A 20,297-nucleotide genomic window follows, 5' to 3' on the forward strand; every position below is an offset into this window, starting at 1 on the left:
CAGCAAGGGCCGCGGCAATAGGCGATCACCTCGCGGTCGCGCGGCAGTGCGGCGATCGCCGCGTCGAGACGATCGAGCGGCACGCTCGGCGCGCCCGGCAGGTGGCCAGCGGCGAACTCGTCCTCGGGCCGCACATCGAGCAAGGTGACGCTGCCTGCCCTGAGGTGGGCAAGCAGGTCCGCACGCGACACGGGCTCGAAGCTGCCGTGGGACGTGAAGTGGGCCGCAACGCTCGGCAAGGTTGCGCTCGGCTGACCCACGACGCCATCCGCAACGGCACCGCCACCCTGTTCGCCGCGCTGAACGTGGTGGAGGGCACGGTGATCGGCCGCTACATGCAGCGCCGCCGGCATCAGGAGTTCATCCGCTTCCTCAACCAGGTCGAGACCGCGGTGCCGGCAGGGAAAATGGTTCACGCCGTGGTCGGAGCCGAAGGCGACGTGCAGCGGCACAACGACGCCACCCATAATCACCCCGAGGTGCGCGCCTGGCTCGTCCGCCATCCCCGCCGGACCTTCCACTTCACGGCCCGCCAGCGCCTCGTGGCGCAACGCCGTGAAGGGCTTTTTCCTGGCGCTCACCCGGTGTCGGCTCAAGCGCGGGGTCTTCGGCTCGCTGGTCGACCTCCAGGCCGCGATCAACCGCTACGTCGCCGAACACAACAGGCACCCCGAGCCCTTCACCTTGGACTGCCGACCCAGATCACGTCCTCGCAGCCTTACTCTGTGTGCTCACGGTGTTCCTTTGCCTCCCTGTCGCGATCGCGCCGCGGTCAACACACACACGAGCAGCGCTCGGACCAGCCTGGCGCCCGTTCGTCAACAGCCCCCCGAGCCACATTGCGGCGGAGCAGCAAATGAACCGAGAGGGCTCTCCCGCCAGGGAACTGAGTTTCCTGGACCTTGCACTTACGCCGCCCGCTTCGCCTCCCGGCGCCACTGCGTCAGCAGGAACTCCGTGTAGCCGTTCGGCTGCACCCGGCCTTTGAACACCAGATCGCACGCGGCGCGGAACGCCGGCCCGTCGAAGCCGGGCGCCATCGGCCGATACAGCGGGTCGCCGGCGTTCTGCCGGTCCACCACCGCCGCCATGCGCCGCAGCGTCTCCATCACCTGCGCCTCGCTCACCACGCCGTGCAGCAGCCAGTTCGCCACATGCTGCGACGAGATGCGCAACGTCGCCCGGTCCTCCATCAGCCCGACATCATTGATATCCGGCACCTTCGAGCACCCCACTCCCTGGTCGATCCAGCGGACCACATACCCAAGGATGCCCTGGCAGTTGTTGTCGAGCTCCGCCTGAAGGTCGGCCGGGTTCCAGTTTGGCCGGTCCACCACCGGGAACGTCAGCAGATCGCCGAGCTTCGCCCGCCGTCCGCCCCTGGCGAGCTCCGCCTGACGCACAGCCACGTCCACCTCGTGGTAGTGCAGAGCATGCAGCGTCGCGGCGGTCGGCGAGGGCACCCACGCCGTGGTCGCCCCTGCCTTCGGATGCCCGACCTTCTGCGCCAGCATCTCCGCCATCCGGTCCGGCATCGCCCACATGCCCTTGCCGATCTGCGCATGGCCCGGCAGCCCGCAGGCGAGCCCGACATCGACGTTGTTGTCCTCGTAGGCCGCGATCCACGGCGTGGACTTGATGTCGTTCTTGCGGATCATCGCCCCGGCCTCGATCGAGGTGTGGATCTCGTCGCCGGTGCGGTCGAGGAAGCCGGTGTTGATGAACACCACCCGATCCGGCACCTGCGCGATGCAGGCGGCGAGGTTCAGCGTCGTGCGCCGTTCCTCGTCCATGATCCCCATCTTCAGCGTGTAGCGCGCGAGCCCGAGGAGGTCTTCAACCCGCGCGAACAGAGCGTCCGCCCATGCCACCTCCTCCGGCCCGTGCATCTTCGGCTTGACGATGTAGACCGAGCCCACGCGGCTGTTCCGCACGCTGCCGAGCCCCTTGAGGTCGTGCAGCGCGATCAGGCTGGTCACCGCGCAGTCGAGCATCGTCTCCGGCGTCTCGTGGCCCTCCGCGTCCAGCACCGCGTCGGTCATCATGTGATGGCCGACATTGCGCACCAGCATCAATGACCGGCCGTGCAGCGTCACCGCGCCACCATTGAGGCCGGTCCAGCTGCGGTCAGGGTTGAGCCGCCGCTCGACCATCCCTCCGCCCTTCGGGAACCTCGCGACGAGCTTGCCGGTCATCAGCCCGAGCCAGTTGCGGTACACCTCGACCTTGTCGGCGGCATCCACCGCCGCGACCGAGTCCTCGCAGTCCTGGATCGTCGTCACCGCGCTCTCGAGCACCACGTCGGCGACGCCGGCGGGATCGTCCCTGCCGATGAAGTGGGCGCGGTCGATGACGATCTCGATGTGCAGCCCGTGATGGCGCAGCAGCACCGAGGACGGCCCGGCTGCGTCGCCGGCGTAGCCGATGCACTGCGCCGGGTCGCGCAATCCGGTCGCAGTCCCCCCCTTCAGCGTCACCGCGAGCGCGCCGTTGGCGATCGCATAGCGCGTCGCATCGGCGTGGGTTCCGCTCGCCAGCGGCGTCGCCTGATCGAGCACTGCGCGCGCCTTCGCGATCACCCTCGTCCCGCGCGCCGGATCGTAGCCGCGGGCGTTCAGGTCGACCGGCGCCAGCGCGTCCGTGCCATAGAGCGCATCGTACAGGCTGCCCCAGCGGGCGTTCGCCGCGTTCAGGGCGTAGCGCGCGTTCGATACCGGCACCACGAGCTGCGGGCCGGCGATGCGCGCGATCTCGTCATCCACCCTGGCGGTGCGCACCTTGAACGGGTCGGGCGGCGGCAGAAGGTAGCCGATCTCGCGCAGGAAGGCCTCGTAGGCGACCGGGTCGTGCGGCTTGCCCCGTCGTGCGGCGTGCCACGCGTCGATCTGCGTCTGCAGCGCGTCGCGCTTGGCCAGGAGGGCGGCGTTGCGGGGAGCGAGGTCGCGGAGCAGCGCCGCATATCCGGTCCAGAACGCCTCCGGATCGATCCCGGTGCCGGGTGCGGCCTCCTCGGCGATGAACGTCGCCAGCGCCTTGGCAATCCTCATCCCGCCGATCTCAACGCGATCCATATGGTTGTGCCTCCTCGAACCCGCTTGGCCAGGGGTATTTCCGATCCCGGCGCCCTTGTCGAGGGCGCGCGCCTGCCCTTGCCTCACCCCATCACCATCGGGCAGGTTGACCGCTCATCATTCCTTGCGGGGCCGTCGCGGCTCCGCCCAGCAGGACAGGGGTCGGGAATGCGCCTTGCGGTGCTGAAGGAACGCCGGCCGGGCGAGGCCAGGGTCGCGGCCACGCCCGATACGGTGAAGAAGCTGCTCGGGCTCGGCCTGTCAGTGGCGGTCGAGGCCGGGGCGGGCGAGGGGGCTTCGGTGCCCGATGCCGACTATGCCGCCGCCGGCGCCGAGATCGCCCCCGATCCCGCGTCCGCACTCGCTGGCGCTGGAATCGTGTTCTGTGTCCGCGCCCCGCTCGGCCCCGGCGAGGGCGCGGTGGATCACCTGGCGCTGATCCCGCGCGGCGCGCTGCTGGTCGGCACACTGAACGTGTGGGAGGACGCCTCCCGCGTCGCCGCCTATGCCGAGCGCGGGATCGATGCCTGTGCGATGGAGCTGCTGCCGCGCATCACCCGAGCCCAGAGCATGGACGTGCTGTCCTCGCAGGCGAACCTCGCGGGCTACCGCGCGGTGATCGAGGCGGCGGCGGAGTACGGCCGCTCCTTCCCGATGATGATGACGGCCGCCGGCACGGTCGCGCCGGCGAGCGTCCTTATCATTGGCGCCGGGGTTGCCGGATTGCAGGCGATCGCAACCGCCCGGCGTCTCGGCGCCCGCGTCTCGGCCACCGACGTGCGCCCGGCGGCCAAGGAGGAGATCAAGTCACTCGGGGCTGCCTTCGTCGGCGTCGAAACCGAGGAGACCAAGGCCGCCCAGACCGCCGGCGGCTACGCAAAGGAGATGAGCGACGAGTTCCGCCGCCGCCAGGCCAAGCTCATGGCGGAGACGGTGAAGAAGCAGGACATCCTCATCTGCACCGCGCTGACCATGGGCCGGTCGGCGCCGAAGATCATCTCCGCCGAGATGGTGGCCTCGATGAAGCCCGGCAGCGTGATCGTCGACATCGCTTCGGATGCCGGGGGCAACTGCGCCCTGACCGTACCGGGCGAGCGGAGCGTTACCGCCAACGGCGTGACGATCCTGGGCTGGCGCAACTGGCCCGGGCGGATTGCGGTCGCGGCCTCGGCGCTCTATGCGCGCAACCTGCTGACCTTCCTGGCCGCCTTCTGGGACAAGGAGGCGAAGAAGCCCAATCTCAAGCCCGAGGACGAGATCGTCCAGGGCGTGGCGCTGACCCGGGGCGGCGCCGTGGTCCATTCGCATTTTGCCGGGAAGCCGGCCGCAGCCGCGTAACCGAGGGAAACAGCATGAGCATGAGCGACATCGCGGGACGCGCGGGCGAGATCGCGCGCGAGGCGGCTGGACTGGCCGAACGGGCGCAGGCCCTCGCGCTCGAGGCGGCCGCCGCGGCGCAGCCGGTGGCCGAGGTGGCCGAGCCCTTCCTGTTCCTGCTGACGATCTTCCTGCTGGCCTGCTTCGTCGGCTACTACGTCGTCTGGAACGTCACCCCGGCGCTGCATTCGCCGCTGATGGGCGTGACCAACGCGATCTCCTCGGTGATCGTGGTCGGCGGCCTTCTTGCCGTCGGGCTCGCCGAGGACACGATCGCGCGGGTGTTCGGCTTCTTCGCGGTGCTGCTGGCCTCGGTGAACATCTTCGGCGGCTTCCTGGTCACGCACCGGATGCTGTCGATGTTCCGCAAGAAGGGAAGCTGAGCGCCATGGGTGCCGCCGTCACGACGCTCGCCTACCTGGTCGCCTCGGTCTGCTTCATCCTCGCGCTGCGCGGGCTCTCGCATCCCGAGACCTCGCGCGCCGGCGTGACGTACGGCATGGCCGGGATGGCGCTCGCGGTGCTCGCCACGCTGGTCCGCCCGGGCATGGGAGGCCATGTCTGGATCCTGATCGCGGTGGTGATCGGCGGCACGATCGGCACGATCATCGCCCGGCGCATCCAGATGACCGCGCTGCCGCAGCTCGTCGCGGCGTTCCACTCGCTGGTCGGCATGGCGGCCGTGTTCGTCGCCGCCGCGGCACTCTACTCCCCGCAATCCTTCGGCATCGGCACGGTCGGCGCGATCAAGACCGCATCCCTGATCGAGATGAGCCTCGGCCTCGTGATCGGCGCGATCACCTTCTCGGGCTCCGTGATCGCGTTCGCCAAGCTGCAGGGGATCATGTCGGGCGCGCCGATCACCTTCCCGCAGCAGCACCTGCTCAATCTCGTCATCGCGATCGTGATCCTGGTACTCACCGTGATCTTCTGCGCGACCGAGAGCCACGCGCTGTTCTGGCTGCTGGCACTCCTCGCCTTCGCGATCGGGTTCCTGATCATCATCCCGATCGGCGGCGCCGACATGCCGGTGGTGATCTCGATGCTGAACAGCTACTCGGGCTGGGCGGCGGCGGGCATCGGCTTCACGGTCGGCAACCTGATGCTGATCATCGCGGGCGCGCTGGTGGGTGCCGCCGGTGCGATCCTCTCCTACATCATGTGCAAGGGGATGAACCGCAGCATCATCAACGTGCTGCTGGGCGGCTTCGGCAGCGAGGGCGGAGCGGCCAGCGCCGCCGCCGCGGGCGAGCGCAGCGTGCGTGCGGGTGCCGCCGAGGATGCCGCCTTCATCATGAAGAATGCCTCCAAGGTGATCGTGGTGCCGGGCTACGGCATGGCGGTCGCGCAGGCGCAGCACACGCTGCGCGAGATGGGCGACCTCCTGAAGAAGGAGGGCGTGGAGGTGAAATATGCGATCCACCCTGTCGCCGGCCGCATGCCCGGGCACATGAACGTGCTGCTCGCCGAGGCGAACGTGCCGTACGACGAGGTGTTCGAGCTGGAGGAGATCAACAACGACTTCGCGACCGCCGACGTCGCCTATGTCATCGGTGCGAACGACGTCACCAACCCTGCGGCCAAGACCGATCCGGCCTCGCCGATCTATGGCATGCCGATCCTGGAGGTGGACAAGGCCAAGACCGTGCTGTTCGTCAAGCGCTCGATGGGCTCGGGCTATGCGGGCGTGGACAACGAGCTGTTCTTCCGCCCCAACACGATGATGCTGTTCGGGGATGCGAAGAAGATGACCGAGGAGCTGGTGCAGGCGCTCGCGCATTGAGGGAGCAAGCTGTGGGCGTTGATCTGGACATTCCACCCACTATCGAGGTCGAGCTGGAAGGTAGACCTGAGGATGACGGCTACCCTACAGTTGAAGCCGTAAGCGCTCTGCTTGATCAGATTAAGGCCAGCGTACGCCGACTCAGCGTCATGGCTAACAGCATGGCTGCTCTCCAGCTTCGTATTATCCAAATTTCATTTAATTCTCCGCTCAAAATGAGAGTAGAACTTCACTCAAGAAAGAAGGACCAAGTTGATGTCAGCTTCCTGACTAGCAATTTCCTGAAGACCCTTGATGCTATTGAGAAGGAACATGATCTACCGGAATTTTCTTTTCCTGCATTTGATTCTCTGTCTGCGCTGGCCAAAACAGGAGCAACAAAATTTGCCTCAGCTAAACTGCGGATCGATAACATTGAATTTCAGCTGGATCGCCCGTTTGAAGAAAAAATTGAACAAATTGACCGTAAGAGCGTTTGGGTTTTTGGATCCGTTAATGGAAGACTGGAACAAGTAAATATTCATAATCAAAGGAACATATTTGCTATATATCCAATGACAGGCCCAAGGCGTATTATCTGCAGGTTCCATCGGAAGGACCTCGATCGGGTCGTCGGCGCGCTCGATCGACGTGTCGAGGTTTCTGGAAAATTGTACTATAGGCCCAACGCTTACTTTACACATCTCGTCGATGTCGATGAAATGAGAACATTTCCCATCCTTGTCCATGAAGATGTCTTTGCACGATTGTGGGGTATTGCACCAAAGTTGATAGGCCGGCAAGCAAGCGATGAGTTTGTTCGGGATCATCGAAATGCCTGGACCTAAGATCGTGTACTGGGATTCATGTGTTTATATAACTCTCCTTAAAGGAGGAGAGCAACGTGATGAAGTCGATATCAGCGCCATGAAAGACATGGCGACACGGCTCAGGCGCCGCGAGATTACCTTACTTGCGTCTGTGTTGGTGCTAACAGAAGTTCTTGATGCTCACCTGCCCGCCGGCGTCGATCGTATGTTTGAAGAGATATTTAATCTTGACAACGTAGAAAGAGTAAATGTGGATGCACCTATTGCATGCCTTGCTCACGATTTACGCAATTATTATATCGTAAACGATGAAGAATTTGGCGGCAAGACGTTAACTACACCAGATGCTATTCATCTGGCGACAGCGATCATACATCGGGCGTCAGAGTTTCACACTTTTGATGCCAGCGGCCGTGGTAATTCTATTGGCATACTTAAACTTGGGAACACTGTAGCTGACCATTCGATCAAGGTCTGCACACCGGGCAGAGGTGATTATGAGCCAAGACTTCTTTGAACTGGAACCGAGGGAAGGTGCTGACGACATGTCCAGATTGATGCCTGTGGTTTCTGTACCTCCGCCCGACGCCCCGCCCTACCGGCCGGACCCGTCCAGTCGGTTCCGCGTGAAGTTCGACGCCCGCGTCGACTTCGCCAATGGCGGCCATATCGAGGCGCAGGACTTCCTGCTCGACATCCCCGGCGAGAGCGTCACGCCCGAGCGGCTCGCCGAGATGATCGTCTCGGCGATGAACCTGCTGCGCGCCGGGCCGGTGACGATCACCCGCATGCAGGTCGTCCCGCGCGGCGCCCATGACGACGCGGCCCCCCCGGCCGTGGCGCCCGCCACGCCGGCGGCGTTGCGCGCGCACTCCGGCGAGGTGCGCGCGCTCGCCGCCGCCAAGACGATCACTCGGCTCGACACCTGGGCGCGGCGCTTCATCGCGCTGAGTCCGTTCTGCGTGGTCGCGTCCGCCGACGCGCGCGGCTGGTGCGATGCGACCCCGCGCGGCGATGCGCCCGGCTTCGTGCGCGTGCTGGACGACGCCACGCTGGCGCTGCCGGACCGGCGCGGCAACAACCGCGTGGATACGCTGCTGAACGTCGCCTCGAACCCCCGCCTGGGCCTTCTCTTCATGATCCCCGGCGTGCACGAGACGCTGCGGGTGAACGGACGCGCGCGGATCAGCACCGAGGCCGATCTGCTCGCCGAGATGCCGGCGCAGGGCAGGCTCCCGTCCTCGGCGCTCGTGGTCTCGGTCGAGGAGGTGTTCTTCCACTGCGGCAAGGCCCTGATCCGCAGCGAGATCTGGAACCCCGAACGACATGTCCCGCCCGGCACGATCCCGCCGATCGGGCGCATGATCGCCGAGCAGCTCGGCGGGATGGACCCCGACGCCGCCGAGGCCGACACGCTGGTCGGCTACCGCGACCGGCTCTACTGACGGCGCGCGCTGCTGACATCCGTGTGACCGAAACCCCGGCGCGCACCGGGGCGAAGCCTCGCTGCGGGCGGAAATCACTCCGCTTGCAACGAAGGAGTGGACCACATGGTGACTCGACGGACCATCGGTCTGGCGGCATCTGCGGTCGCGCTGGCAGCCGGGGGAGCGACTCTGTTGCGTCCCACGGCGGCCGCGGCGCGGACGATGACGCTGCTGGATGTGCTGAACGTCTCGCGCGACCTCTCCCGGTTCGCGGGGCTGGTGAAGGCGGCGGGCCTTGAGGGTGAGCTGTCCAAGCCCGGTCAGTTCGGCCTGTTCGCGCCGCACAACCCGTACTTCGAGAGCTTCCATGCGCCGACCATGGAGACGCTGGTGGGTGACCTGGGCCGGCTGCGGCGGGTACTGCTGCGGCACATCACCACCAAGCCGGTGATGGTCTATCCGGGCGGGCTCGGCAGCGAGCGTGGCGGTGATCTCGAGCTGCTGCGCACGGTGGGTGGCGATTCGGTCGCGGTCTGGAATGGCGGCGGCGGTCAGCCGCGCATCGAGGGCCGCGTGATCTGGGTCGCGAATGTCGCTGCCAGCAATGGCATCGCGCACTGCATCGACGGCCTCATCGGAGGCTGGACCGCCTGAGGGGCGTGAGGGGCGGATCCTGCCCGTCCCGCGCGGCTCTCCACCCCGGCTGCAGACGGGGTGACCTTCCGCGCGTTCAGCCCGCCGGCGCCGTTGCCTCGCCCACCGCCACGTCCACGCTCACCGTCATGCCGAGAAATCCGTTCGTCGGCCCGGTCCAGGACCCGGCGACCGGCACCGCCTGTTCCGGTGTGCGGGCGACCGCGACACGGATCAGGTTGCGCCCGGCGACCAGCCCGTTGGTCGGATCGAACTCGACCCACCCGGCGCCCGGCACATAGACGTCGCACCAGGCATGGGTGGCGCCGCCGCCGACCACCGGGGTTGCGGCATCGACCATCTCGGCATCGTACAGGTAGCCCGAGACGAAACGCGCGGCGAGCCCCAGGCTGCGGCACGCCTCCATCATCAACAGCGCGAAGTCGCGGCATGCGCCGCAGCCCGTGCGCAGCGTCTCCGGCGCGGACCGGGTGCCCTCCGCCTCGCGGGCCTCATAGCGGAACTCGGCCTGGATCGCGCGGGTGATGGCGATCAGCAGATCCGCCGTGCGCGTCGGCCCGGCGGCGCTGAGGAACCGCTTCGCCCACGTATCGACAAGCCGGTCCGGATCGGGGTCGTGGCGGCGCAGCGCCGGGGCGAGATCCTCGGCCTCCTCGGCGGGATAGGCAAAGGGATGAGTCTCGGCATAGGGCTCGATCAGGGCGGCGACGTCGGGCGGATCGGCAGGGAAATGCCCGAGGGTCATGCGCGAGACGATCTCCAGCGTGTCAGACGGCGCGGCGAAGCTCGCGATCGCGACCGAGTTGCCGAACACGTCGTGCTTCCAGCGCAGCGACGCCGCCGGCGTGATCGCGAGCGTGGCCTCAATCAGCCGCAGGTCGTGGCTGTCGCGCGGGCGCGTCATCAGCCGGTGATCGCCGAACGTCACGGCGGCGGCGTAGCGGTAGAGGGCGCTGTGGGTGATCGAGACGGTTGGCATCGCCTTGGCCGCGGCGGGGAAGGGGGAAGTCCCCTACACCGTCCGCGGCGGCCCGGCCACCATGCGGCTGTTCTCCTGTGCGCGATGCCTGGTGTCTGGCGCATCCGGCCCGCCGCGGCACCGTTGTATCTCAGGGCCGTCCTGCCCTTGCCGGGCCCGCCCCGCTGCGCTACACGCGGCCCCTCTCGGGCGGGCGCCCGCCCTGCGGGCGTGGCGGAACTGGCAGACGCGCCGGATTTAGGTTCCGGTGACGCAAGTCGTGGGGGTTCAAGTCCCTCCGCCCGCACCATCGTTGCGGCCGGTTCGCGGGACCGGAGGATCGGGGTCGGATTGCCATGCAGGTGACGGAAAAGAGCTCGGAGGGTCTGAAGCGCGCCTTCGCGGTCGTGCTGCCCGCCGCGGACATCGCCGCGCGGCGCGAGGCGAGGCTCGCCGAGATCGGCAAGGACCTGCGCCTGCCCGGCTTCCGTCCCGGCAAGGTGCCGGCGAAGATCGTCGCCCAGCGCTACGGCCAGGCGGTGATGGGCGAGGTGCTCGAGCGCTCGCTGGACGACGCCGCACGGCGCATCGTGACCGATCGCGGGCTTAAGCCGGCGGTGCAGCCGAAGGTTGAGATCGTCAACTGGGCGGACGGGGCGGATCTCGAGTTCAACCTCGATGTCGAGCTGCTGCCGGAGATCACCGTACCCGACCTCGCGGCGATCGAGGTCGAGAAGCTGGCCGCGGCGCCGTCCGATGACGAGGTCGCCCGGCGGCTCGAGGAGATCGCGAAGCGGCACCGCAACAGCGAGGCGATCGAGGAGACCCGCCCGGCTGTTGCAGGCGAACTCCTGGTGGTGGACTTCACCGGCCGGATCGACGGCCGCGCCTTCAAGGGCGGCACGGCCACCGACATGGAAGTGGAGGTCGGCGGCGCGGGCTTCGTGCCGGGGTTCACCGAGGGGCTGGTCGGGCTCTCGCCCGGCGAGACGCGCGAGGTCACCGTCACCTTCCCCGAGGCCTATCCGGCCGAGGACCTCGCCGGCAAGACCGCCGTCTTCAGCGTCACCGCCAAGGCGCTGCGCCGGGCACTGCCGCCCTCGATCGATGATGCGTTGGCGTCGAAGCACGGCTTTGCCGATCTGAACGCCGTGCGGGAAGCGATCCGCGGCTCGATCCAGCGCGAGTACGACCAGCTCTCGCGACTGAGGCTGAAGCGCGCGCTGCTCGACAAGCTCGCCGAGCAGGCGGCCTTTCCCGCGCCCGAGGCGATGGTGGAGGCCGAGTTCGGCGCCATCTGGCAGCGGATCGAGCAGGACATGAAGGCAGGCCAGCTCGACGAGACCGACAAGGGCAAGGACGAGGCGACCCTGAAGTCGGAGTACCGGGCGATCGCCGAGCGGCGGGTGCGGCTTGGCCTGCTGCTCTCGGAGATCGGCCGCGCCAACAACCTGACCGTGTCGCAGGACGAGCTCAAGCGCGCGATCATCGCGGAGGCGCAGCGCTACCCGGGCCAGGAGCGCAAGGTCCTGGAGTACTACCAGCAGAACCCGCAGGCGATCGAACGCTTCCGCGCACCGATCTTCGAGGAGAAGGTGATCGACTACGTGCTGGCGCTCGCCAAAGTCAGCGAGAAGCCGGTTGACCCCGACGAGCTGATGCGCGACCCGGAGGCCGACGGCGCCTGACCCGCCCCCGGCAGGGGGTGGCTGGCAGGCCGGCCGAGGCGGCCTATATTCCTGTGAGACGCCTGGCCGGGACTCGGCCGGTACGCACCCCTGGACACGAGGTTCGACTGCGACGATGCGCGAGCGCGATCCGCTTGAGGTCTATGGCAACACGCTGGTGCCGATGGTGGTCGAACAGACCGCTCGCGGCGAGCGGGCGTTCGACATCTATTCGCGCCTGTTGAAGGAGCGGATCATCTTTCTCACCGGGCCAGTGTTCGACCAGGCGGCGAGCCTGCTCTGTGCGCAGCTCCTGTTCCTGGAGAGCGAGAACCCGAACAAGGACATCGCCTTCTATATCAACTCCCCGGGCGGGGTGGTGACGGCGGGGCTCGCGATCTACGACACGATGCAGTACATCCGCAGTCCCGTCAGCACCGTCTGCATCGGCCAGGCGGCCTCGATGGGCTCGCTGCTGCTGGCCTCGGGGGCTGCCGGCAAGCGCTATGCGCTGCCGAACAGCCGGATCATGGTGCATCAGCCCTCGGGCGGGGCGCAGGGCCAGGCGACGGACATCGAGATCCAGGCGCGCGAGATCCTGGCGGTGCGGGCGCGGCTGAACCAGATCTACGTCAAGCACACCGGCCAGGACCTCGAAACCGTCGAGCGGACGCTGGAGCGTGACCGCTTCATGTCGGGCGAGGAGGCCAAGGCCTTCGGCATCGTCGACCAGGTGGTGGAGAACCGGCCCGTCCCCGAGGCCGAGCGGAAGTAGCGTCCGCCTCGTCCGGCGGGAGGCAAAGGGGCGGCAGGCGCCGTGGCGCGCCGCTCCCCTCTCCTTGTGCCTGCCGGGGGTGGGGACTAACATCGCGAGGCGGAGGGACGCCCCAGAGTCGGGAGCGAGCATGAGCAAGTCGGGCGACTCAAAGAATACCTTGTACTGCTCGTTCTGCGGCAAGTCGCAGCACGAGGTGCGTAAGCTGATTGCCGGTCCGACCGTGTTCATCTGCGATGAATGCGTCGAGCTCTGCATGGACATCATTCGCGAGGAGCACAAGACGCACCTCGTCAAGACCCGCGACGGCATCCCGACACCGCGCGAGATCTGCAAGGTTCTCGACGACTACGTCATTGGGCAGGATCACGCCAAGCGTGTGTTGAGCGTGGCGGTCCACAACCACTACAAGCGGCTCGCCCACGGCCAGAAGAACAATGACGTCGAGATCGCGAAGTCGAACATCCTGCTGGTCGGCCCCACGGGATCGGGCAAGACCCTTCTGGCGCAGACTCTCGCGCGCATCCTCGATGTCCCTTTCACCATGGCGGACGCGACCACGCTGACCGAGGCCGGCTACGTGGGCGAGGATGTCGAGAACATCATCCTCAAGCTGCTCCAGGCGGCCGACTACAATGTCGAGCGGGCGCAGCGCGGCATCGTCTACATCGACGAGGTCGACAAGATCAGCCGGAAGTCGGACAACCCCTCGATCACGCGTGATGTCTCGGGCGAGGGTGTGCAGCAGGCCCTGCTGAAGATCATGGAGGGCACCATCGCCTCGGTGCCGCCGCAGGGCGGGCGGAAGCACCCGCAGCAGGAGTTCCTCCAGGTCGACACGGCCAACATCCTGTTCATCTGCGGCGGCGCCTTCTCGGGGCTCGAGCGGATCATCGCCGCGCGCGGCCGCGGCACGGCGATCGGCTTCGGCGCCGATGTGCGCAGCCCCGAGGACCGCCGCACCGGCGTCATCCTGCGCGAGGTCGAGCCGGAGGACCTGCTGAAGTTCGGCCTGATCCCCGAGTTCATTGGCCGCCTGCCGGTGGTCGCCACGCTGGAGGACCTCGACGAACAGGCGCTGGTGGACATCCTGACCAAGCCGAAGAACGCGCTCGTGAAGCAGTACGGCCGGCTGTTCGAGATGGAGGGGGTGAAGCTCACCTTCACCGACGATGCGCTGCGCGCCGTCGCCACCCGCGCGATTGCGCGGCGGACCGGCGCGCGCGGGCTCCGTTCGATCATGGAGAGCATCCTGCTCGCGACGATGTTCGACCTCCCCGGGCTCGACGGGGTCGAGGAGACCGTGATCAACCGCGAGGTGGCCGAAGGTCGGGCCAACCCGCTGTTCATCTACGCGGAACGGCGCGGCGAGAGCACGACCGCGTGACCTGACCGGCCGCCTGCGCGAACTGCGCGGCCGCCATCCGCGTCAAGGGGGGGTGTTCGGGGCCCCCGCTGACCATATCCCCCCGATCAAGGCCGGGGCCCGGCCGGCGAGGCAGGATGCGCGCCGGGTGGGCTGCCTGAGGAGAAAGCCGAAGACCATGACCGACACACCAGGGCTGCCCGCGCCGACCGGACCCCTCGCAGCGGAGACGCTGCCGGTCCTGCCGCTGCGCGACATTGTCGTGTTCCCGCACATGATCGTCCCGCTGTTCGTCGGGCGCGACAAGTCAGTGCGCGCGCTCGAGGCGGTGATGAAGGACGACAAGCAGATCCTGCTCGTCACCCAGAAGAACGCCGCGCAGGACGATCCCGGAGTGGACGACATCTTCCATGTCGGCACGGTCTCGACCGTGCTGCAGCTGCTCAAGCTTCCCGACGGGACGGTGAAGGTGCTGGTCGAGGGCGGCAAGCGCGCCCGCATCGCAGCCTTCAAGGAGACCGAGGCGTTCTTCGAGGCCTTCGTCGAGCCGATGGACGAGCAGGCCGCCGAGCCGCGTGAACTGGAGGCGCTGGCGCGTACCGTGGTCGGGCAGTTCGAGCAGTACATCAAGCTCAACAAGAAGATCCCGCCCGAAGTGCTGGTGTCGATCAACCAGATCGAGGATCCGGCCAAGCTCGCCGACACGGTCGCCTCGCATCTGTCGCTCAAGATCCCCGAGAAGCAGGAGCTGCTCGATACCCCTTCGGTCGCCGAGCGGCTTGAGCGCGTGTTCGCGCACATGGAGAGCGAGATCGGGGTGCTCCAGGTCGAGAAGCGCATCCGCAACCGCGTGAAGCGCCAGATGGAGAAGACCCAGCGCGAGTACTATCTGAACGAGCAGCTGAAGGCGATCCAGAAGGAGCTTGGCGAGGGCGAGGAGGGGCGCGACGAGGCGGCTGAGCTCGAGGAGAAGATCAAGAAGACGCGCCTCTCCAAGGAGGCGCGCGAGAAGGCCATGCAGGAGCTGAAGAAGCTCCGCACCATGAGCCCGATGAGCGCCGAGGCGACGGTGGTGCGCAACTACCTCGACTGGATGCTGTCGATCCCCTGGAAGAAGAAGACCAAGGTCAAGACCGACATCGAGGTGGCCGAGAAGGTCCTGAACGACGACCATTATGGCCTGGAGAAGGTGAAGGAGCGCATCCTCGAGTACCTCGCCGTGCAGGCGCGGAGTCCGAAGATCCGCGGGCCGATCCTTTGCCTGGTCGGGCCGCCGGGCGTCGGCAAGACCTCGCTCGGCAAGTCGATCGCGAAGGCGACGGGGCGGAACTTCGTGCGCATGTCGCTGGGTGGCGTGCGCGACGAGGCCGAGATCCGCGGCCACCGGCGCACCTATATCGGCTCGATGCCGGGCAAGGTCGTGCAGGGGATGAAGAAGGCGAAGTCGTCGAACCCGCTGTTCCTGCTCGACGAGATCGACAAGCTTGGGGCGGACTGGCGCGGCGATCCCTCCTCGGCCCTGCTTGAGGTGCTCGACCCCGAGCAGAACAGCACCTTCCAGGACCACTACCTGGAGGTGGACTACGACCTCTCCGACGTGATGTTCGTCACGACCGCAAACTCGCTGCGCATGCCCCAGCCGTTGCTGGACCGGATGGAGATCATCCGCCTGCCCGGCTACACCGAGGACGAGAAGGTGGAGATCGCCAAGCGCCACCTCATCCCCAAGGTGTCGGAGGCGAACGGGCTGAAGCCCGACGAGTGGTCGATCTCCGACGAGGCGCTGCGCGACCTGATCCGCTACTACACCCGCGAGGCGGGGGTGCGGAACCTCGAGCGCGAGCTTGCCGGGCTCGCGCGCAAGGCTGTGCGCGAGATCGTGCAGAGGAAGGCGGGCAAGGTCGCGTTCACCCGGAAGAACATCGAGAAGTTCGCCGGCGTGCGGAAGTTCCGCTATGGCGAGGCCGAGCTCGAGGACATGGTGGGCGTGGTCACCGGGCTCGCCTGGACCGAGGTGGGCGGCGAGCTGCTCTCGATCGAATCCGTGCTGATGCCGGGCAAGGGCAACGTCAAGCACACCGGCAAGCTCGGCGACGTGATGCAGGAGAGCGTGCAGGCGGCGGTGAGCTATGTCCGGTCGCGCGCACTCTCGTTCGGCATCAAGCCGCCGCTGTTCGAGAAGCGCGACATCCACGTGCACGTGCCCGAGGGTGCGACGCCGAAGGACGGCCCCTCTGCCGGCGTGGCGATGGCGACCTCGATCGTCTCGGCGCTGACCGGCATCCCCGTGCGGCGCGAGATCGCGATGACCGGGGAGATCACACTGCGCGGCCGGGTGCTGCCGATCGGCGGGCTGAAGGAGAAGCTGCTCGCGGCGCTCCGCGGCGGGCTCACCACGGTGCTGATCCCGAAGGAGAACGAGAAGGACCTCGCCGAGATCCCCGACAACGTGAAGAAGGGACTGAAGATCGTTCCGGTCGCGTCGGTGGACGACGTGATGCGCGAGGCGTTGGTGCGTCTGCCGCAGCCGATCGACTGGGAGGAGCCGCAGGAACCTGCATCGGCGAAGCAGGACGCGGTCGGCGAGGCCCGGCTCGCGCACTGACCACGGCCGAGTCGTCGGACCGTTCCGCGGGCGGCGCAGCGATGCGCCGTCCGTTTCGCGTCTGGGTCCGACCGAGTCGCGGGGCCGATCGCCACGCAAAATCCGGGTTGCGGCGCGATCATGACCAGAAAACGGCGGATTTCCGGGCTTTTCTGCCGACGGTTGCATTGACGGGCCGGAATTCGGCTGCCTAGAGTGCGTTACGGTGCGGGACTCCCACCCGGTTCCTGCACCCGTCCGTTTCCGTCCCCAACACGTGCAAGAGGGCAGCTCCCGTGAACAAGAACGATCTCGTGGCGCATGTCGCCGACAAGACCGACCTCTCCAAGGCCAAGGCCGCCGAGGTGCTCGACACGATCTTCGCCGCCATCGAGGGGGCGCTGAAGAAGAAGCAGGAGGTCCGGCTGGTCGGTTTCGGCACGTTCTCGACCAGCAAGCGCAAGGCCGGCAAGGGCCGCAACCCGCGCACCGGCGAGGAGATCAAGATCCCGGCCTCGACGAGCGTACGCTTCAAGGCCGGCAAGGGACTGAAGGACGCGGTCAACTGATCGCGGCGGCTCCGCGCCGCCAGTGACGGGGGCCGGCCCGCGGCGATGCGGCCGGCCCCTCGCATCTCCGGACCCTTGCCGGGTGGAAGGCCGGGCCCGTAGAACCCGCTACGGGCGGTTAGCTCAGCGGTAGAGCGCCTGCCTTACACGCAGGATGCCGGCGGTTCGATCCCGTCACCGCCCACCACGCTTGCGGGCGTTGGCGCGCTTGACTTCGCGCCCTGCCGCTCTTAATCCCGGCCGCGTTGCGCGGGTGTAGCTCAGTTGGTTAGAGCGCCGGCCTGTCACGCCGGAGGTCGCGGGTTCGAGCCCCGTCACTCGCGCCACGCCGGCGGCGCTGCTGCCGCCACGGTCCGCTTTTCCCTCCTCGATCTCTGGAAAGCCGCGCCGGACGCGGCTAATGTCGCACCGCAGCGAAACCCGGTGGGTGCCGAGCACACCCGCCACTGAGGACGGGCCGCGCATGGAACCGCTTCTGGCCGAGTATTTCCCGATCCTGGTCTTCATCGGGATTGCCGGTGCGATCGGGATTGCCATGGTCGGTGCAAGCCTGATCCTGGCGCGCCAGAGCCCCGATCCGGTCAAGCTCTCGGCCTACGAGTGCGGGTTCGACGCGTTCGACGACGCGCGCCGCAAGTTCGATGTGCGCTTCTACCTGGTCGCGATCCTGTTCATCATCTTCGACCTCGAGGTCGCGTTCCTGTTCCCCTGGGCGATCGCACTGTCGGATATCGGCTGGTTCGGCTTTGCCTCGATGATGGCCTTCCTTGGCGTTCTGACGATCGGCTTCATCTACGAGTGGAAGAAGGGCGCGCTGGAGTGGGAATGAGGCGCCTGGAGGAGGGATTGCGATGAACACCGCGATCGCCTGGAACAAGGATGCCCTTCGGCCCGGTGCGGCGCAGGACGCGGTGCTGAAGGGTGTCACCGACCAGATGGCCGAGAAGGGCTTCGTGGTCGCGCAGCTCGACAAGCTGGTGAACTGGGCGCGCACCGGCAGCCTCTGGCCGATGACCTTCGGGCTCGCCTGCTGCGCGGTCGAGATGATCCACGCCTATATGAGCCGCTACGATCTCGACCGCTTCGGCATCATTCCGCGCGCGAGCCCGCGCCAGTCCGACGTGATGATCGTCGCCGGCACGCTCACCAACAAGATGGCGCCCGCGCTCCGCAAGGTCTACGACCAGATGCCCGAGCCGCGCTGGGTGATCAGCATGGGTAGCTGCGCCAATGGCGGCGGCTACTACCACTACAGCTACAGCGTGGTGCGCGGCTGCGACCGCGTGGTGCCAGTGGATGTCTATGTGCCGGGCTGCCCGCCGACGGCCGAGGCGCTCGTGTACGGCATCATGCAGTTGCAGAAGAAGATCCGCCGCACCGGCACTGTGCTGCGGCGCTGAAGGATCACGCGCCGTGTCGGACCCAATCGAGGCCCTGGGGGGCCAGATCGCAGCCGCCTGCCCCGATGCCGTGATCGGCACCGCAGTCGCGCATGGCGAACTCCACGTCGACGCGCGCCGCGAGTCTCTCCTCGCCTTGATGCGTACGCTGCGCGACGACCCCCGCTTCGCCTTCGTCCAGCTGATGGACCTGTGTGGCGTCGACTGGCCGGAGCGGCCGGAACGGTTCGATGTCGTCTACAACCTGCTCGCCCCGGTGGCGAACCGGCGGGTGCGCGTTGTCGTGTCGACCGACGAGGTGACGCCGGTGCCGAGCATGGTCGAGATCTGGCCCGCCGCCGGCTGGTTCGAGCGCGAGGCCTGGGACCTCTACGGCATCCTGTTCGAGGGCAACCCCGATCTGCGCCGCATCCTCACCGACTACGGCTTCGAGGGGCACCCGCTGCGCAAGGACTTCCCGCTCACCGGCCATGTCGAGGTGCGCTACGATGAGGAGCAGAAGCGCGTCGTCTACGAGCCGGTGCGGCTGACACAGGAGTTCCGCAACTTCGACTTCCTCTCCCCGTGGGAGGGTATGACGACGCTGCCTGGCGACGAGAAGGTGCACCGTGGCTGAGCCGGCCCCGGGTGTGGAGATCCGCACCCACACGATGAATTTCGGGCCGCAGCACCCGGCCGCGCACGGCGTGCTGCGGCTGGTGCTGGAGATGGACGGCGAGGTGGTGGAACGTGCCGATCCGCATATCGGCCTCCTGCATCGCGGCACCGAGAAGCTGATCGAATACAAGCCCTACTTGCAGGCGGTGCCGTATTTCGACCGCCTCGATTACGTCGCCCCGATGTGCCAGGAGCACGCCTTCGCGCTCGCGACCGAGAGGCTGCTCGGCGTCGAGGTGCCTAAGCGCGGCCAGTACATCCGGGTGCTGTTCGCCGAGATCAGCCGCATCCTCAATCACCTGCTGAACCTCACCACTTACGCGATCGATGTGGGTGCGATCACGCCCGCGCTCTGGGGCTTCGAGGAGCGCGAGAAGCTGATGGAGTTCCACGAGGCGGCCTCCGGTGCGCGGCTGCACGCGAACTACTTCCGCCCCGGTGGGGTGGCGAAGGATCTGCCCGCCGGCCTCGACGAGCGCATCGCCGAATGGGCCGCGACCTTTCCCAAGTTCATCGACGACCTCGAGACGCTGCTGACCGAGAACCGCATCTGGAAGCAGCGCACGGTCGATATCGGCGTGATGCCGCTCGACGAGGCGTTGGCCTGGGGCTGGTCGGGCCCTTGCCTGCGCGCAAGCGGGGCGGCGTGGGACCTGCGCAAATCCCAGCCCTACGACACCTATGCCGAGATGGACTTCGACATCCCCGTCGGCCGTAACGGCGACTGCTATGACCGCTACCTCGTGCGCGTCGCAGAGATGCGCGAGAGCCTCAAGATCATCGACCAGTGCCTGAAGCGGATGCCCGACGGCCCGGTGAAGGTGCAGGACAACAAGATCGCACCGCCCTCGCGCAGCGAGATGAAGCACTCGATGGAGGCGCTGATCCACCACTTCAAGCTCTACACCGAGGGCTATCACGTACCCGAGGGCGAGACCTATACGGTGGTGGAGGCGCCGAAGGGCGAGTTCGGCGTCTATCTGGTCGCGGACGGCACCAACAAGCCGTATCGCTGCAAGATCCGCGCGCCGGGCTTCGCGCATCTGCAGTCGATGGAGCGGCTGTCGAAGGGCCACATGCTGGCCGATGCGGTGGCGATCATCGGCTCGCTTGACGTCGTGTTCGGGGAGATCGATCGGTGACGTTCGTCGGATCGCGGAGCACCGCAGCGGAGCGAGGAGCGTAGCGTGAATCCGACGA

General features: G+C 67.0%; 19 protein-coding genes, 3 tRNA genes and 1 pseudogene. 20 read left to right on the forward strand and 3 right to left on the reverse strand.

Features of this window, described 5'->3' with window-relative positions; translation table 11 throughout:
- Window positions 1-260, reverse strand: a 260-nt coding sequence (locus tag ACTIFU_RS08220; RefSeq protein ID WP_439577822.1) for a rhodanese-like domain-containing protein, incomplete at its 3' end; no start/stop codon positions are given.
- Between ACTIFU_RS08220 and ACTIFU_RS08225 the strand changes: the two are divergent.
- A pseudogene (locus ACTIFU_RS08225) lies at window positions 180-721 on the forward strand (IS630 family transposase); the annotation flags it as partial. The gene ACTIFU_RS08220 and the pseudogene ACTIFU_RS08225 overlap by 81 nt on opposite strands.
- Before the next feature lie 187 nt (window positions 722-908).
- Here the strand turns inward: ACTIFU_RS08225 and ACTIFU_RS08230 are convergent.
- On the reverse strand, window positions 909-3,071 hold the full coding sequence (locus tag ACTIFU_RS08230) for a malate synthase G (protein WP_439577823.1): 2,163 nt from the start codon (window positions 3,069-3,071) through the stop codon (window positions 909-911).
- A 168-nt stretch (window positions 3,072-3,239) separates the two neighbouring features.
- Between ACTIFU_RS08230 and ACTIFU_RS08235 the strand changes: the two genes are divergently transcribed.
- From ACTIFU_RS08235 to ACTIFU_RS08265, 7 genes are all read left to right on the forward strand, one after another.
- A complete protein-coding gene (locus ACTIFU_RS08235; protein WP_439577824.1) occupies window positions 3,240-4,409 on the forward strand; it encodes a Re/Si-specific NAD(P)(+) transhydrogenase subunit alpha in 1,170 nt (389 codons plus the stop codon).
- Window positions 4,410-4,423: 14 nt separating this feature from the next.
- Window positions 4,424-4,831, forward strand: coding sequence for an NAD(P) transhydrogenase subunit alpha (locus ACTIFU_RS08240; protein WP_439577825.1), 408 nt, complete (start codon window positions 4,424-4,426; stop codon window positions 4,829-4,831).
- A 5-nt stretch (window positions 4,832-4,836) separates the two neighbouring features.
- Window positions 4,837-6,231: an NAD(P)(+) transhydrogenase (Re/Si-specific) subunit beta gene (locus tag ACTIFU_RS08245; RefSeq protein ID WP_439577826.1), complete on the forward strand. Its 1,395-nt coding sequence runs from the start codon at window positions 4,837-4,839 to the stop codon at window positions 6,229-6,231.
- Between the two features lie 11 nt (window positions 6,232-6,242).
- Complete coding sequence (locus tag ACTIFU_RS08250; RefSeq protein ID WP_439577827.1) at window positions 6,243-7,058, forward strand: hypothetical protein; 816 nt, start codon at window positions 6,243-6,245, stop codon at window positions 7,056-7,058.
- Window positions 7,021-7,557 carry a type II toxin-antitoxin system VapC family toxin gene (locus tag ACTIFU_RS08255; RefSeq protein ID WP_439577828.1) on the forward strand — a complete coding sequence of 179 codons (537 nt, stop codon included), beginning with the start codon at window positions 7,021-7,023 and terminating at the stop codon, window positions 7,555-7,557. Before ACTIFU_RS08250 ends, ACTIFU_RS08255 begins: the two co-directional genes overlap by 38 nt.
- A gap of 109 nt (window positions 7,558-7,666) precedes the next feature.
- Complete coding sequence (locus ACTIFU_RS08260; RefSeq protein WP_439577829.1) at window positions 7,667-8,485, forward strand: pyridoxamine 5'-phosphate oxidase family protein; 819 nt, start codon at window positions 7,667-7,669, stop codon at window positions 8,483-8,485.
- Between the two features lie 174 nt (window positions 8,486-8,659).
- Entirely contained in the window at window positions 8,660-9,121 is a 462-nt protein-coding gene (locus ACTIFU_RS08265; protein ID WP_439577830.1) for a fasciclin domain-containing protein, read from the forward strand.
- Window positions 9,122-9,197: 76 nt separating this feature from the next.
- Here the strand turns inward: ACTIFU_RS08265 and ACTIFU_RS08270 are convergent, their stop codons facing one another.
- Window positions 9,198-10,100, reverse strand: a complete 903-nt coding sequence (locus ACTIFU_RS08270) for a transglutaminase family protein (RefSeq protein WP_439577831.1) — start codon at window positions 10,098-10,100, stop codon at window positions 9,198-9,200.
- A gap of 204 nt (window positions 10,101-10,304) precedes the next feature.
- Between ACTIFU_RS08270 and ACTIFU_RS08275 the strand changes: the two genes are divergently transcribed.
- The 12 genes from ACTIFU_RS08275 (at window position 10,305) to ACTIFU_RS08330 (ending at window position 20,239) form a co-directional block, all read left to right on the forward strand.
- Window positions 10,305-10,389 (forward strand) — tRNA-Leu (locus ACTIFU_RS08275).
- Between the two features lie 46 nt (window positions 10,390-10,435).
- Window positions 10,436-11,767 (forward strand): trigger factor, encoded by a 1,332-nt coding sequence (tig, locus tag ACTIFU_RS08280; RefSeq protein WP_439577832.1) that lies wholly within the window; start codon window positions 10,436-10,438, stop codon window positions 11,765-11,767.
- Between the two features lie 115 nt (window positions 11,768-11,882).
- Window positions 11,883-12,521, forward strand: a complete 639-nt coding sequence (clpP, locus tag ACTIFU_RS08285) for an ATP-dependent Clp endopeptidase proteolytic subunit ClpP (protein ID WP_439577833.1) — start codon at window positions 11,883-11,885, stop codon at window positions 12,519-12,521.
- A gap of 130 nt (window positions 12,522-12,651) precedes the next feature.
- Window positions 12,652-13,908, forward strand: coding sequence for an ATP-dependent Clp protease ATP-binding subunit ClpX (clpX, locus tag ACTIFU_RS08290; RefSeq protein ID WP_439577834.1), 1,257 nt, complete (start codon window positions 12,652-12,654; stop codon window positions 13,906-13,908).
- 157 nt (window positions 13,909-14,065) lie between these two features.
- Complete coding sequence (gene lon, locus ACTIFU_RS08295) at window positions 14,066-16,492, forward strand: endopeptidase La (RefSeq protein WP_439577835.1); 2,427 nt, start codon at window positions 14,066-14,068, stop codon at window positions 16,490-16,492.
- A gap of 275 nt (window positions 16,493-16,767) precedes the next feature.
- Window positions 16,768-17,040, forward strand: a complete 273-nt coding sequence (locus tag ACTIFU_RS08300) for an HU family DNA-binding protein (RefSeq protein ID WP_439577836.1) — start codon at window positions 16,768-16,770, stop codon at window positions 17,038-17,040.
- Between the two features lie 112 nt (window positions 17,041-17,152).
- A tRNA-Val gene (locus tag ACTIFU_RS08305) sits at window positions 17,153-17,227 on the forward strand.
- A gap of 62 nt (window positions 17,228-17,289) precedes the next feature.
- Window positions 17,290-17,366, forward strand: a tRNA-Asp gene (locus ACTIFU_RS08310).
- Window positions 17,367-17,503: 137 nt separating this feature from the next.
- Complete coding sequence (locus tag ACTIFU_RS08315) at window positions 17,504-17,869, forward strand: NADH-quinone oxidoreductase subunit A (protein ID WP_439577837.1); 366 nt, start codon at window positions 17,504-17,506, stop codon at window positions 17,867-17,869.
- Between the two features lie 22 nt (window positions 17,870-17,891).
- A complete protein-coding gene (locus tag ACTIFU_RS08320) occupies window positions 17,892-18,440 on the forward strand; it encodes a NuoB/complex I 20 kDa subunit family protein (protein ID WP_439577838.1) in 549 nt (182 codons plus the stop codon).
- Between the two features lie 13 nt (window positions 18,441-18,453).
- Window positions 18,454-19,056 (forward strand): NADH-quinone oxidoreductase subunit C, encoded by a 603-nt coding sequence (locus tag ACTIFU_RS08325; protein ID WP_439577839.1) that lies wholly within the window; start codon window positions 18,454-18,456, stop codon window positions 19,054-19,056.
- Between the two features lie 34 nt (window positions 19,057-19,090).
- Window positions 19,091-20,239, forward strand: coding sequence for an NADH-quinone oxidoreductase subunit D (locus ACTIFU_RS08330; RefSeq protein WP_439577851.1), 1,149 nt, complete (start codon window positions 19,091-19,093; stop codon window positions 20,237-20,239).
- The last annotated feature ends 58 nt before the right edge of the window (window positions 20,240-20,297 follow it).

The sequence above is a fragment of the Elioraea sp. genome (genome assembly GCF_051860475.1).
Lineage (GTDB): Bacteria > Pseudomonadota > Alphaproteobacteria > Acetobacterales > Acetobacteraceae > Elioraea.